The 12,727-nt window shown below is 53.9% G+C and carries 15 protein-coding genes; 11 read left to right on the top strand and 4 right to left on the bottom strand.

The genetic code is table 11. The features are described from left to right. Positions 1-51: 51 nt before the first annotated feature. Positions 52-735, bottom strand: coding sequence for a type 1 glutamine amidotransferase domain-containing protein (locus FE848_RS03620; protein ID WP_200201389.1), 684 nt, complete (start codon positions 733-735; stop codon positions 52-54). A 206-nt stretch (positions 736-941) separates the two neighbouring features. Here FE848_RS03620 and FE848_RS03615 point away from each other — a divergent pair, with 206 nt between their 5' ends. From FE848_RS03615 to FE848_RS03605, 3 genes are all read left to right on the top strand, one after another. Beyond that, a complete protein-coding gene (locus FE848_RS03615) occupies positions 942-1,694 on the top strand; it encodes a substrate-binding periplasmic protein (RefSeq protein WP_200201388.1) in 753 nt (250 codons plus the stop codon). Positions 1,695-1,921: 227 nt separating this feature from the next. Beyond that, positions 1,922-2,599 carry a substrate-binding periplasmic protein gene (locus tag FE848_RS03610; RefSeq protein ID WP_413785004.1) on the top strand — a complete coding sequence of 226 codons (678 nt, stop codon included), beginning with the start codon at positions 1,922-1,924 and terminating at the stop codon, positions 2,597-2,599. A 45-nt stretch (positions 2,600-2,644) separates the two neighbouring features. Beyond that, positions 2,645-3,070, top strand: a complete 426-nt coding sequence (locus FE848_RS03605) for a hotdog fold thioesterase (protein WP_200201387.1) — start codon at positions 2,645-2,647, stop codon at positions 3,068-3,070. Between the two features lie 8 nt (positions 3,071-3,078). On the opposite strand, the gene FE848_RS03600 is transcribed toward FE848_RS03605, so the two are convergent. Together FE848_RS03600 and FE848_RS03595 are read right to left on the bottom strand one after the other, a co-directional pair. Then, the gene (locus FE848_RS03600) at positions 3,079-4,062 is read right to left on the bottom strand and encodes a GGDEF domain-containing protein (RefSeq protein WP_200201386.1); all 984 of its coding nucleotides are present in this window, start codon (positions 4,060-4,062) and stop codon (positions 3,079-3,081) included. 42 nt (positions 4,063-4,104) lie between these two features. Further along, on the bottom strand, positions 4,105-4,485 hold the full coding sequence (locus FE848_RS03595) for a rhodanese-like domain-containing protein (RefSeq protein WP_200201385.1): 381 nt from the start codon (positions 4,483-4,485) through the stop codon (positions 4,105-4,107). Between the two features lie 113 nt (positions 4,486-4,598). Here FE848_RS03595 and rarD point away from each other — a divergent pair, with 113 nt between their 5' ends. After that, the gene (gene rarD / locus FE848_RS03590) at positions 4,599-5,486 is read left to right on the top strand and encodes an EamA family transporter RarD (protein WP_200201384.1); all 888 of its coding nucleotides are present in this window, start codon (positions 4,599-4,601) and stop codon (positions 5,484-5,486) included. A gap of 6 nt (positions 5,487-5,492) precedes the next feature. Here the strand turns inward: rarD and FE848_RS03585 are convergent, their stop codons facing one another. Beyond that, positions 5,493-6,374: a LysR family transcriptional regulator gene (locus FE848_RS03585; RefSeq protein ID WP_200201383.1), complete on the bottom strand. Its 882-nt coding sequence runs from the start codon at positions 6,372-6,374 to the stop codon at positions 5,493-5,495. Between the two features lie 95 nt (positions 6,375-6,469). Between FE848_RS03585 and FE848_RS03580 the strand changes: the two genes are divergently transcribed. From FE848_RS03580 to FE848_RS03550, 7 genes are all read left to right on the top strand, one after another. Then, on the top strand, positions 6,470-7,339 hold the full coding sequence (locus FE848_RS03580) for a cation diffusion facilitator family transporter (protein ID WP_200201382.1): 870 nt from the start codon (positions 6,470-6,472) through the stop codon (positions 7,337-7,339). Between the two features lie 10 nt (positions 7,340-7,349). Then, positions 7,350-7,553, top strand: a complete 204-nt coding sequence (locus FE848_RS03575) for a DUF3565 domain-containing protein (RefSeq protein WP_200201381.1) — start codon at positions 7,350-7,352, stop codon at positions 7,551-7,553. Positions 7,554-7,656: 103 nt separating this feature from the next. Beyond that, a complete protein-coding gene (locus tag FE848_RS03570; protein ID WP_200201380.1) occupies positions 7,657-8,724 on the top strand; it encodes a TRAP transporter substrate-binding protein in 1,068 nt (355 codons plus the stop codon). Positions 8,725-8,897: 173 nt separating this feature from the next. Further along, the gene (gene potA / locus FE848_RS03565) at positions 8,898-10,034 is read left to right on the top strand and encodes a spermidine/putrescine ABC transporter ATP-binding protein PotA (RefSeq protein ID WP_200201379.1); all 1,137 of its coding nucleotides are present in this window, start codon (positions 8,898-8,900) and stop codon (positions 10,032-10,034) included. Further along, the gene (potB, locus tag FE848_RS03560) at positions 10,018-10,878 is read left to right on the top strand and encodes a spermidine/putrescine ABC transporter permease PotB (RefSeq protein ID WP_200201378.1); all 861 of its coding nucleotides are present in this window, start codon (positions 10,018-10,020) and stop codon (positions 10,876-10,878) included. The genes potA and potB overlap by 17 nt, the downstream gene beginning before the upstream one ends. Next, the gene (gene potC, locus FE848_RS03555; RefSeq protein ID WP_200201377.1) at positions 10,878-11,645 is read left to right on the top strand and encodes a spermidine/putrescine ABC transporter permease PotC; all 768 of its coding nucleotides are present in this window, start codon (positions 10,878-10,880) and stop codon (positions 11,643-11,645) included. The genes potB and potC overlap by 1 nt, the downstream gene beginning before the upstream one ends. Next, a complete protein-coding gene (locus FE848_RS03550) occupies positions 11,642-12,682 on the top strand; it encodes an extracellular solute-binding protein (RefSeq protein WP_200201376.1) in 1,041 nt (346 codons plus the stop codon). The genes potC and FE848_RS03550 overlap by 4 nt, the downstream gene beginning before the upstream one ends. Positions 12,683-12,727: the final 45 nt, after the last annotated feature.

Raw genomic sequence — 12,727 nt, 5'->3', positions numbered from 1 at the left:
AACAGTGCCCCGGCCAGGCGTGGCGCCAAGCCGGAGCACGCGTTACCGGTATCAGTCTTGCTGAAGCGTCTGCACCATTGCCTTGGCCGCACCCTCGGATGACGCCGGATTCTGGCCGGTGATTAACTTGCCATCCACAACGATGTGCGGAGCCCAGTCGTCACCTTTGGAGTAGGTTGCAGTGTTTTCTTTCAGCATGTCTTCCAGCAGGAAAGGTACGATGTTCGTGAGACCAACTGCCTCCTCTTCACTGTTGCTGAAGCCCGTTACCTGGCGGCCGCCAACCAGGTTCTGGCCGGGCTTGATTTCAACATGCTTGAACACCGCTGGTGCGTGGCATACCGCGCCAATCACCTTGTCCTGCTCGTAAGCGGCTTTGATCAGGGCGATGGATGCCGTGTCGTTCACCAGATCCCACAAAGGGCCGTGACCACCCGGGTAGAAGATGGCATCAAATTCGTTCATGTCTACATTGCTCAGCACCTTTGTGCTTGCGAGGGCTTCCCTGGCGTGGGCGTCCTTCTGGAAGCGGCGGGTGGATTCGGTCAAGGCATCATCCGCTTCGCTATTGGGGTCAACCGGTGGCTTGCCACCTTTTGGAGAGGCGATGGTGATGTCTGCGCCTGCATCGCGGAACACATAGTAGGGTGCGGTGAATTCTTCCAGCCAAAAGCCGGTTTTATGCCCGGTGTCGCCCATTTGGCTGTGTGACGTAAGTACCATAAGGATCTTCATAGTGCCTTTCCTTTCTTTCGTAAAGTGAGAGTCACCTGTTTTACCAGACGTGTTACCGTGTCTTGTGCTGCTGGCCTGATAATTCAACCGCAGTGACCTGTGCCTTTTTACGCAACCAGACCCTGTGCAGATCTGAGAGCGTCTATACTCTGTATACATTTCACTGCCAGTCGTGATTTGCAAAGGTGTTCAGGAGACAACAAACAATGCGATTACTGATTGCTGCTTTGCTGGTAGCGATAACGTTTTCTGCTGCAGCCCAGCAAGGCACTGAGACCGTTCGTGCCCTCACGGTTACAGTGGGTGCAAACCATGCGCCGCCGTACCGGATTGTTCAGGGCGGCGAGCCCTCAGGCCTTTATGTGGAGATTTTCAAGGAGATCACGGATCGGCTCGGGTGGAAGACGCACTACAGGGAAGTGCCCTTTCGCAGAGTGCTGAATCTGTTACAGAAGGGCGAGGTGGACGTGATGTTGGGTGCTCGGGAAACACCGGAAAGAGAGGCTTATATGACTTTCGTAGCTCCGGCTTTTCCAGCAGATCGCCGGCTGTTTCTGTATTTTGATGAGGCGAATCGCATAGAGCGTTATTCGGATCTCTACGGCAAAACGATTGGTGTGCTTGAGGGCTCTACTTACTTCAGGCGTTTTGATAACGATGAGCAGTTGCGTAAAGAGTCTGGACCCCGTTATGAGAATTTGATGCTGATGATGGAAAAAGAGCGGGTAGACGTGGTTGTAGTGCCCGAACTGATTGGCATCTACACACTCGGGAAACTCGGAATGCCGGTGAAGGTGTCTCCGTTTTTTATGCCTGGGGAGCGGTCCTGGATAGCAGTTGCCAATACGTCGCCGGTACTGGAGTATTCGGATGACATAAGAGCTGCGCTCAAATTGATAGAGGCAGAGGGTATATATGAAGAGCTGGTACTAAAGTACATGGATCAGTACGCTCAGTAATATTAGATAGCCTGCCGGGTATTGATATTGCCCCGGCCAGTTCAGGTGGCTTGATGCCCAGGAGCAGGATGGTCATTTACGTGTTAGCCCTTAAAAAGAAGATGCTTTCCGTTTTTGCCAGAATTTTTACTTTTCTGTTAGCGCTTACGTTTTTTTGTACAGCCGGAGCTGCGGAAAATTCCAACTGCAAAACTTTAACTGCGAGCGGCAACCCGGAGTACCCTCCGTTGCTGTGGGAAGATCCGGTTGCGCCAGAGCAGCTAACGGGAGCAGTCACCGCGCTTTTGGGGGAAATTCTTGAGTCTCTTGGGGTCAAGCTTGAGGTTCAGAATCTTGGATCCTGGGCGCGGGTTCAGCGCCTTGCCAGGATTGGCGAGCTGGATATGATTGCCGGTGCTTTTATCACATCTGAGCGCATCCAGTATATGGACTATCTGCTGCCGCCCTTTACCAACCTGGCTGCGTCTATCTGGGTGCCCAAAGACAAGGTTTTCGAGTATCGCCACTGGCCAGACTTGCAAGGCAAGCGCGGAAGCACTTTGATCAACAATAGCTTTGGTCAGGGTTTCGATCGCTATGCAGAAGAGAACTTGCAGATTGTTGGTGTGAGAACCATAGAGCAGTCTTTTGAAATGGCTATTGCAGGGCGCATAGATTACGTTTTGTATGAGCGCTTGCAGGGGCAGGTGAAGTTACAGCGCCTGGGATTGGCGGATGAGTTTGTGGCTTTGGATGTGCCTGTCAGTACCGAGGGACTGTTCTTTACTTTTTCCAAGAATTCAAGATGCAATACGTTCGAATTCCGTGAGCGCATTGCTGATCGTCTGTATACACTGATCAATGAAGGCCGCCTGGACGAGCTTGTCAGCGAGTACACGGCCCGTTACATGTTTCTTCAGCCTTAGTGCTCAAGGGACAATTCACCAACCCAGTCAGAGAGTTTTATCAGTATGGCAATCTGGACCCGTACACCGGATCTTGAGCATTTGGCCAAGGCCAGTGCGAATACCGCAGTTAGCCACATGGGCATTGAGTACACCGAAGTTGGAGATGATTACGTAACCGGTCGTATTCCGGTTGACGAGCGCACGGTTCAGCCGTTCGGCATTCTTCATGGCGGTTCATCGGTAGTGCTGGCGGAAACCCTGGGAAGTATGGCCGCCAATTACTGCCTGAAAGATCCCGGAACTGTGGCGGTGGGGCTGGAAATCAATGCCAACCATATACGCCCCGTGACCAAGGGTTGGGTATACGGAACAGCAAGGGCTCTTCATATTGGCAGTACAACCCAGGTATGGGAAATTCGCATGTCGAATGAAGAAGGTAAGACCACCTGTATTTCACGCCTGACTATGGCTGTTACAAAGCGCCCATAGGCGGTCGTTCAAAATTGTGGGTACAGGCTGACATTGTCCCGGCCCTTGGTCTTGGACAAGTACATGGCTTCATCGGCCCGTGACAGCAATGCCTCAAGGCGACCGTCATCATCAGCCAGCATGGCAATACCGAAGCTGGCGGTCGGCCTTAGCTCTGTGTGTTTGTGAGGAATCTTCAGTGCATGGAGTGCTTGGCGCAGAAGTTCCGCCAATTCCAGGGCCTGATTCTGTTGGGTGTCTGGCACCAGCAGTGCAAACTCTTCACCCCCGATGCGTGCAGCTACATCAGACCCCCTCACCCTGCTCCGAAGCATGGTACCTACTTCCCTGAGAACCGCATCCCCGGCCTCATGGCCATAGGTGTCGTTGATATGCTTGAAGTGGTCCAGGTCAAACATGATGGCGGCAACCGGTGTCTGGCTTCGTCTTGCCTGTTTAATGATTTGCTCCCCAAACTGGAATAAAGCCCGACGATTGTTCAGTAGCGTCAGTTCGTCCTGCAGAGATGCTTTTTCTGCAGCCTGTTGGGCAGCCTGCAGGGCCACTTCCATATTTTTCCGTTCGGTAATGTCGGTGGCAATTTCCAGGCGAACCAGGCGGCCGTCTGTCCACCTGATAGCTTGGTCTCTGCACTGGTACCAGCGCTTGTCTACCTTGTTCTGAAACTCCCAAACGTGGATGCCTGTGGCGTTGCCCGAGCTGTCAATCAACAGGTGGTTTGTGCAGAAACTGCAAGGGCCATCGGCGTTCTGCAGGACTTGCCAGCACTTCTTGCCGGCCCAGTAATCGCCCAGGTTGTTGTTTTGCCAATAGGCGTTCATGTACAACATTTCGTGGGTCTCGAAATCCGCGACGTACACCAGGGCATCGAGGTTATCAAGAATCGTCGGGAGGGCTGCATTGGCAGCAATCCCTGAAACAGCCACAGGAGCTGGAGGATCGGCGTCAACCTCCTGGGCAGGAATCCTGTGGCTGGGTTTATGGGTAGTCATCAGCGTCAGTTCATGGCGATTTTGAGCGCAGTATAGCAACGATCAATCGAAGGATGGCAGTTCCCGTTTGGTAATGGGTTTTCCTGCTTCCTGCCAGGCATCAAACCCGCCTTCAATCGATTGCACATGCAGGTAACCCATATCCTTCAGAGCTTTCGCGCTCAGCGCTGATCGGCCTGAAGTTTTGCAATAAAGCACAATCTTCATATCCCGATTGGCAAGTGCGGGGTCGCTGCTGAACTTGAACTCCAGAGTGCCTCGGGATACGTGTGTGGCGTGGGGGATGTGGCTTTGCCGGTACTCGTCGCCATCGCGAACATCCAGTAGCAGATCCGCAGCCTGAATTGCGCTTTCTGCCTGTTCCAGCGATATTTCCTCAATCTGCTGCTTTGCTTCTGCAACCAAGTCCTGTGCGGTTTTCATAACAGCTTCTCTCTACCCTATGAATGTGTATTCAGACTAAGACATATTACCAAGGTGCGTAACCCCTCAGGTATGTTAAATTCATCAGTAAAGCATAGTGAGGAAGCTATTTAATGGCTCTGTCGGAAACCAGTAAGGGCGTTGCATACGGTCTGTCTGCATACATTATGTGGGGCTGCTTCCCGCTGTATTTTGCGTTATTTGACGGTGTACCAGCTTGGGAGGTGGTTATTCACCGGGTGCTCTGGTCCTGTGTGTTTCTGGCGGTGATTGTTACCTTCCTGAAGCGTTGGCAGCCCGTGAAAGCTGCTTTGGCACGGCCTTCGAAACTTGGGTACGTGCTTGGTTGTGCGGTTCTGATTGCGGTCAACTGGGGCGTTTACATTTACGCAGTGGAGAGCCGACAGGTACTACAGGCCAGTCTTGGCTATTTTCTCACGCCTCTGGTGAATGTCGGGTTGGGTATGCTGGTGCTGAAGGAGAGTATTACCCGGCTTCAGATAGTGGCGGTGGTGCTGGCAACCATTGCGATCTTGTATCAATTATTCCTGCTTGGAGTCGTGCCCTGGATAACACTGGTGCTGGCGTTCAGTTTTGGAACCTATGGCCTGCTCCGCAAACAGGTAGCTCTCGACGGGCTTTCCGGTCTGTTTGTCGAAACGCTTCTACTGTTGCCTGTTGGCATGCTTGCTCTTGCGACCCTCAGTTACGCCGGGGTTTCGCACTTCGGTAGCAGTACCGCAACTACACTTTTATTGCTCTCCAGCGGCATAGTGACCGCAGTTCCTCTACTTGCCTTTGCCGGTGCCGCCAGAAGACTGCGGCTTTCCACCGTTGGCTTCCTTATGTACATCAACCCGACCATCCAGTTTTTGATCGCGCTACTGGTGTTCAGCGAACCCCTTAGCCCCGAAAAACTAACAAGTTTTGTGATGATCTGGATAGCACTGGCAATGTATTCATGGTCGGCCTGGGCAGGGCGCAGCCGGTCAGTTGCGTAGCAGAGCCTATTCCATTGTTTCGAGGTATTGCTCCAGTTCTTCCGCCAGCCAGCCCACAACCGCACCGCCCTGTGCCTGTTCGGACTCCAGTGCACTGAATGCTTTCCACCAGCGCGCGCTGCGGTGATGAACAATCTTGAGGGTTTCCTGTTTCAGGGCATCTGCAATCAGGGGCAGGGGGAGATCTGCCCATCCTGCACCATCAATCACCGCGTCCCGGATCAGTTCGTACATGGTGAAGGCCAGATAGTTCGCGGTTTCCGGGGATTCTGCCTCCAACCGATCGTTTTCCATAAAGGCCAGTGTGACTTCGGTAAAGCTGATGAGATCGTCCTGGGTTACCCGCTTCAGCTGACTCAGTGGATGATCCGGTGCCGCTACCGTGAGCATTCGCACATCGGCAAGCTCACGAAACCATTGATAGCCCTCGCTTGCCAGCGCAGGCATAAGCCCGTAGGCCACATCCACTGACTGGCTTTTGACCAGAGGCGGCAGCTCCCGGGGTGTGGCCAGATAAACCGAAAGACTGGTCTGCGGAAAGCGGATCTTGAGCCGGCGCAGAAGATCGCGCCACACAGGCTCTGGAATTGAATCATCCCGGGCTATGCGCAAAACCGACTCGGCACCGCTGAGGTGGTGCTGGCAGCGCGCAAAAATCTGCCCGGCGACCTGATCAAATCGGCGGCAATCGGTCACTATGGCCTGGCCGATGGTGGTCAGTTGCAACTGGTTGCCGCTGCGCTCAAACAACTCCACGCCCAGTTCGTCTTCCAGCGCCGCGAGGGCGGTGCTTACTGTGGTGCGGCTTCGGCTAAGCTCCCGGGCCGCAGCAGCGATGGTGCCATTGCGAACCACAGCCAGAAAAACCTGTATTTGCGATGTTTTCAAAAGCAATCTCCTGTTCCGCCGGTTTTTCCGTCGGTGACCGACTCACACTGTCAGCTATGTGGCGATAATATGCTGGTAATTCACGGGAGATCAAAATGTTTAAGTTTATAGCGCGGGAAAACATGGCGCTGAGTTTGTCTGCGGTAGCTGCTGGTTTGTTTGCTCTGGCCGGTATTACTTGGGGTTTGTGGATTGATTCGCTGGTTATTCTGTTTGACGGCGCCTATTCACTGGTCAGCCTGTTGCTGTCGCTGTTGTCGCTATACGCTGCGCGGATTATTCGCCGCCCGGCCAGTAAGGAATACCCGTTCGGCCGCGGTGCGGTTGAGCCATTGGTGATCGCTATCAAAGGCCTGGTGATAACGCTGGTGTGTGTGTTGTCTTTGGCTTCTGCCATTGCTGCCATGCTTGAAGGCGGTCGCGCTGTCAGTGCCGACAAGGCGCTGGTGTTTGCCGGCGTGAGTGTTTTGGGTTGTGCGGCGGTGTGGGTGTACCTGAAGTGGGCCGAGCGTCGCCAGTCTTCGGGCTTGCTGGTTGCAGAGCAGGGTCAGTGGTTTATGGACTCTGTACTCAGCGCAGCCGTGCTGATGGGGTTTGGAATAGCCTGGTGGTTGGAGCAGAGCGCCTGGTCCGCATGGGCTGTGTATGCCGACCCGGTGATGATGATCGCTATTTCCGCCTACTTCATCATTGTGCCTGTGAAAATGACCGTTGGTGCCGTGCGTGAGTTGTTGCTGGCAGCGCCTCCGGCGGAATTTGCAGAAGAGGTTCATGAGGCCTTGAGTTCTGTTGGGCTGGATCCGGATCAGGTGAAAATGGCCAAGGTTGGCCCTAACCTGATGATGGAAATCAGCCTTCCAGCCAACTGGCCGGGGCGCTCTGAGCGCTTGAAGCGGAGTCTGGTGAAACATTTGTCGGACCTTCCGGTACGCCCGGCGATTTTCATCCGCAGCCTGGTCAGTTAACTTGGGCGGTATGAAACAACCGATAACCGCCTACCACACAGACGAAGAAGACCATTGGGTTGCCCGGCTGGCCTGTGGCCATAATCAGCATGTGCGCCACACGCCGCCCTGGGTAAACCGGCCCTGGGTAATCACCGAAGAAGGCCGGCGTTCCATGCTGGGCTTTGAGCTCAACTGCCGCAAGTGTGACGAGGGGGCACCTCCCGATGCATAAAGCGCTGTTGGCAACCCTTGGCTCCGGGGCGAGCGACGGGCTAGTATTGCAACCCTCTGAGTAATAACAACGCGATCAAACAAAACGATAAATGGTGCTAACAATGATGACTCGTCTGTTCAGGATGGCAGCGGTGATGCTGTTGTTTTCTGTCAGTTCACTGGGCGTAGCCGCAGATAAACATACGTTACGACTGGCGCAAACCTGGGGCCCGAATTCCCCGATTCTTGGTGAAACCACCCTGAACATGGCCAAGATGGCCGAAGAAGTGTCTGGTGGCCGTCTGAAAATCCGCATCGACAGCGCCAACAAACACAAAGCGCCCTTTGGTATTTTTGATCTGGTGCGTAATGGCCAGTACGACATGGGTCACACTGCCTCTTATTACTATAAGGGCACCATTCCCAATGCCATGTACTTCACCACTGTGCCCTTTGGCATGATTGCCCCGGAAATGTATGCCTGGTTCTACCACGATCAGGGCATGGAGCTGATGCAGAAGGTATATGAGCCCTTTGGTTTGCAGTCGTTCCCGGGCGGCAATACCGGCAACCAGATGGGCGGATGGTTCAACAAGGAAATCAATTCGGTTGCGGATCTCAAAGGCCTGAAAATGCGCACGCCAGGGTTTGCCGGCGAAGTGATGGCGGAGTTGGGTGTTGCCGTTACCAATCTGCCTCCCGGTGAGCTATACACCGCACTTGAGCGCGGCACCGTGGATGCTGTTGAATGGGTTGGTCCGGCACTGGACTTCCCCATGGGCTTTCACCAGATTGCTAAATACTACTATTCAGGCTGGCAAGAGCCTGGCGCGGAAGTGCAGTTCCTGATTAACGATAAAGCCTGGAACAAGTTGCCGAAAGATTTGCAGGCAATCCTTCGCATCGCCATGCGCACTGCGGCTTACGACATGTACATTCAGACTACCCACGAAAGCGGCGTAGCCTGGGATCGCATGAAAGAAGACTATCCGAATGTGACCCACAAGACGTTTCCGCCGGAAGTCATTAACGCCATGCGCGATGCAACAAACAAGCTGCTGGCTGAAGCGGCTGAGAAGGACGATCTTGCAAAAGAGATCATCAATTCCCAGCGTGACTATCTGAAACAGGTTCGACAGTGGACCAATATTTCTGACAAAGCCTACCTGAACAGTATTGCTACTGACTGACCCGCTACACTGCACCCTGGCTACTGAGGTAGACAGGGTGCTCTCATTGCAGAACAATCCCCATGAATGCAGTGCGTAAATCCTGCACAATGCTTTTTATGTAGCCTCCTTTCTGGAAAAATACGCCGCAGCAGGGGCTTTTTCAGAAGCTCTCTTATTTTTGGGCAGGGTTGATGACTAAAACACTCTTATCGCTAAGCGGTATCAGCAAGCAATTCGATGGCAAAACCGTGCTGGATGAACTCAGCCTTACCATTGACGATGGCGAGTTCATTACCCTTCTGGGGCCCTCCGGATGTGGTAAAACCACCTTGTTGCGCATGATGGCGGGTTTTGAGCACCCGGATGAGGGAACCGTTACCCTGTCTGGTGTTGATATCACTCAGACTTCGCCTGAACACCGCCCGCTTAATACCGTGTTCCAGAATTATGCGCTGTTCCCACACATGTCGGTTTTTGACAATGTGGCCTATGGCCTGAAAATGGAAAAGCGACCGAAAGCTGAAATAGCCGAGCGAGTTGAAGAGGCCCTGGCGATGGTTCAGCTGGAGGACTTTGCCAGGCGCAAGCCGCACCAGCTTTCCGGCGGCCAGCAGCAGCGGGTTGCGATTGCCCGGGCAGTCGTCAAGCGGCCCAAAATGCTGCTACTGGATGAGCCCTTGTCTGCACTGGACTACAAATTGCGCCGCACCATGCAGGTGGAACTCAAACGCCTGCAGCGTGAGCTGGGTATAACCTTCGTGTTTGTTACCCACGATCAGGAAGAAGCCTTGTCGATGTCTGATCGCATTGTGGTGCTCAAAGACGGTTATATTCAGCAACTCGGTACGCCCCGTGAGGTCTACGAACGCCCGGCAAATGTGTTCACCGCACGCTTTGTTGGCCAGACCAACTTCTTCCCTGGCCGCGTAACCAAAATCGAAGGCGAGCGCATCAGCGTGGATGTGTTTGGCTTGAACCGGGACCTGAGCAAGCCGTCGTTCCGTGTAGCCATGAACCAGTCACTGCACGTTTTGCTGCGCCCGGAAGATATCCGCGTGCTCGCGCCGGATGATACCGAAGGTGTGGCTGGCAAGATTGTAGAGCGGAACTACAAAGGCAGCACTCTGGACTCGGTGATTGAACTGGAAGATGGCAGCCATGTGATGGCCAGCGAATTCTTTGATGAAGACGACCCCACATTCGATTACAGCATTGGTGAGCGGGTGCGCGTGAGCTGGGTAGATGGCTGGGAATGGTTGCTGGCGGAAGAGGGCGATGAGCCACTCACCGATGAAGAGGAGCTGGCAGCCGATGATGCGGAGCATTAAGCAGCAGCCGTTCAGAGCGGCTGTACTGGTGCTGGTTTGGGGGTGGCTGCTGTTCCTCGTACTTGCGCCGAATATGCTTGTGGTGGGTGCCAGCGTGATGACGCGGAACCCATCTACCTTTATCTCTTTGCCGTTGAATCTGGAAGCCTACCGGCAACTGTTTAACCCCTTGTATCTGGACGTGTTTCTGCACTCCCTTTACATGGCAGCACTAACGACTCTGATTTGCCTGCTGATCGGCTATCCTTTTGCCTGGGCCTTGTCGCGGGTGGAAAAAAACCGGCAAATGCTACTGATTTTCCTGTTGATTGTGCCTTTCTGGACAAACTCTCTGGTGCGCACCTACGCGTTGAAACTCATCCTCGCGACCAACGGCCTTTTGAACAGTGCGCTAATGTCTTTGGGTGTGATTGATGAACCCGCGCAGCTTTTGTACACAGAAGGTGCCGTGATTGTCGGCCTGGTGTATTTGTTGCTGCCCTTTATGATCCTGCCACTGTACTCGGTGTTTGAAGATTTGCGACAGGATGTTCTGCTGGCCTCTCACGATTTGGGTGCGGGTCGCCTGGCTACCTTTAAAAACGTAGTGGTGCCTTTGACGCTGCCGGGCGTGCTGGCCGGTGTGATGCTGGTATTGCTGCCCGCCATGGGCTTGTTCTTTGTGCCGGACATTCTGGGCGGTTCGCGCAACTTGCTGGTGGGTAATGTGATCAAGAACCAGTTTCTGGATGCCCGTAACTGGCCGTTTGGCGCCGCTGCCAGCATAGTACTCTCGCTTACCATGGCGTTGCTTATGTTTGCTCATCGCCTCAGTAAACGCCGTTTGGGCGAGGAGGGTGCGTGATGCGCTGGTTATCCCGCAGTTACCTCGCGCTGGTGTACTTGCTGCTGTATGTGCCAATTGTGGTGCTGGTGGTGTTTTCCTTTAACGACTCCCGAACGGGATACAGCTGGGGTGGATTGAGCCTGCGCTGGTACGAATCCCTGTTTAATAACCACGCCATGGTGCAGGCCATGTGGAATTCTTTGTGGCTGGCACTTACCGCTGCTACGGTATCGACGGTAATCGGCGCCCTCACCGCACTGGCCCTGCATCGCTACCGCTTTCGTGGCAAAAGAGTTCTGAACGGCATGCTCTTTGTGGTGATGATGTCACCTGAAATTGTGCTGGCCATTTCGTTACTCGGGCTGTTCCTGTTGCTGGGCTTGAAGCTTGGTTATGTATCACTGCTGCTTGCGCACGTGACATTCTGCCTGCCGTTTGTGGTGATTACGGTTATGGCGCGGCTTAGTGGTTTTGATGAACGCCTGCCAGAAGCGGCCCGGGATTTGGGCGCGAGTGATTTCACCATGACCCGCACCGTTTTGATTCCGGTTATCATGCCGGCGTTAATGGCAGGCTGGTTGCTCGGTTTCACCCTCTCCATGGACGATGTGGTGGTGAGCACCTTTGTGAGCGGCCCAAGTTATGAAATTCTCCCTTTACGCATCTACTCCATGGTGCGCGTGGGGCTTAAACCTGAAGTAAACGCACTTGGCACGCTGCTGCTAGTGTTCTCACTAGTGATGTTGATGTTGTCGCAATGGATTCTTTCAAGGAGCAAACAATGAAAAAACTCGCACTGGCCGGCATGCTGGCCCTTGGCCTGACTGGCTGCAGTTCCGATGACCCGCAGGTACTGAATCTGTACAACTGGTCTGAATACATGCCTCAGGAAGTGCTGACCCGCTTCGAAGACGAGACCGGCATCAAAGTGGTGTACACCACCTACGACAGCAACGAAGCCATGTATGCCCGACTCAAGTTGCTGGATGATAGTGCTGCCTACGATCTAGCTGTGCCTTCAACTTACTACGTCAGCAAAATGCGCAATGAAGGACTGTTGCTGCCCATCGACCAAAGCAAGATCAGCGGCTTTGACCAGCTTGATCCGGAGCTCACTGGCCTGGATATCGACCCGAGCAACCAGTACAGCGTGCCTTATCTTTGGGGTACCACCGGCATTGGTGTGGATACCGCTGATGTTACTGGTGAGCCGGTGACAGCATGGGCAGACCTTTGGGATGAGCGCTTCAAAGGCAAGGTGAACCTGACCAATGATATGCGTGAAGTCTTTCACATGAGCCTGCGGGTACTGGGTTATCCCGGCAACAGCACTGATCCTCAGCAAATCGAGGAGGCCTATGAAAAGCTGACGGAACTCATGCCCTCCGTGCGTACGTTTAATTCGGATGCACCCCGTATGCCCTTCCTTGAAGGTGAAGCGGACGTAGGCATGATCTGGAACGGCGAAGCCGTTATGGGCAAGGAGAGCATGGAAGCGCTGGAGTATGTGTATCCGGAAGAGGGCGTTATTGCCTGGCTGGACAGCTTCGTAATTCCCAAGAATGCCAAGAACCCTGAAGCGGCCCACCAGTTCATCAGCTTCGTGCTGAAACCGGAAATCGCAGCGCTGATCAGCGAAGATATTGGCTACGCCACGCCAGTTCTATCTGCCCGGGAGTTGTTGGGTGACGAGGTTGCCGGAGATCGCGCCAGCTATCCAACAGCTGAAGATATGGTGAATGCCGAGTTTCAGACCGACATAGGGGATGAAGCCTTGCAGGTCTATGCCAAATACTGGGAAAAGCTGAAATCAGGGCTGTAAATCCTGGCCTCAGAGTGTGACATTGCAGGGCCCTCTCCTGGCCCT

The organism is Marinobacter sp. 1-3A (assembly GCF_016597775.1).
GTDB classification, from domain to species: domain Bacteria; phylum Pseudomonadota; class Gammaproteobacteria; order Pseudomonadales; family Oleiphilaceae; genus Marinobacter; species Marinobacter xiaoshiensis.
The sequence above is the reverse complement of the archived record's forward strand: the minus strand, read 5'-3'. Positions and strand labels throughout refer to the sequence as shown.

Bases quoted from the DNA above. Each gene is read 5' to 3' on its own strand.
- FE848_RS03620 (WP_200201389.1), bottom strand. From the start codon at position 735: ATGAAGATCCTTATGGTACTTACGTCACACAGCCAAATGGGCGACACC.
- FE848_RS03615 (WP_200201388.1), top strand. From the start codon at position 942: ATGCGATTACTGATTGCTGCTTTGCTGGTAGCGATAACGTTTTCTGCT.
- FE848_RS03605 (WP_200201387.1), top strand. From the start codon at position 2,645: ATGGCAATCTGGACCCGTACACCGGATCTTGAGCATTTGGCCAAGGCC.
- FE848_RS03600 (WP_200201386.1), bottom strand. From the start codon at position 4,062: ATGACTACCCATAAACCCAGCCACAGGATTCCTGCCCAGGAGGTTGAC.
- FE848_RS03595 (WP_200201385.1), bottom strand. From the start codon at position 4,485: ATGAAAACCGCACAGGACTTGGTTGCAGAAGCAAAGCAGCAGATTGAG.
- rarD (WP_200201384.1), top strand. From the start codon at position 4,599: ATGGCTCTGTCGGAAACCAGTAAGGGCGTTGCATACGGTCTGTCTGCA.
- FE848_RS03580 (WP_200201382.1), top strand. From the start codon at position 6,470: ATGTTTAAGTTTATAGCGCGGGAAAACATGGCGCTGAGTTTGTCTGCG.
- FE848_RS03575 (WP_200201381.1), top strand. From the start codon at position 7,350: ATGAAACAACCGATAACCGCCTACCACACAGACGAAGAAGACCATTGG.
- FE848_RS03570 (WP_200201380.1), top strand. From the start codon at position 7,657: ATGATGACTCGTCTGTTCAGGATGGCAGCGGTGATGCTGTTGTTTTCT.
- potA (WP_200201379.1), top strand. From the start codon at position 8,898: ATGACTAAAACACTCTTATCGCTAAGCGGTATCAGCAAGCAATTCGAT.
- potB (WP_200201378.1), top strand. From the start codon at position 10,018: ATGATGCGGAGCATTAAGCAGCAGCCGTTCAGAGCGGCTGTACTGGTG.
- potC (WP_200201377.1), top strand. From the start codon at position 10,878: ATGCGCTGGTTATCCCGCAGTTACCTCGCGCTGGTGTACTTGCTGCTG.
- FE848_RS03550 (WP_200201376.1), top strand. From the start codon at position 11,642: ATGAAAAAACTCGCACTGGCCGGCATGCTGGCCCTTGGCCTGACTGGC.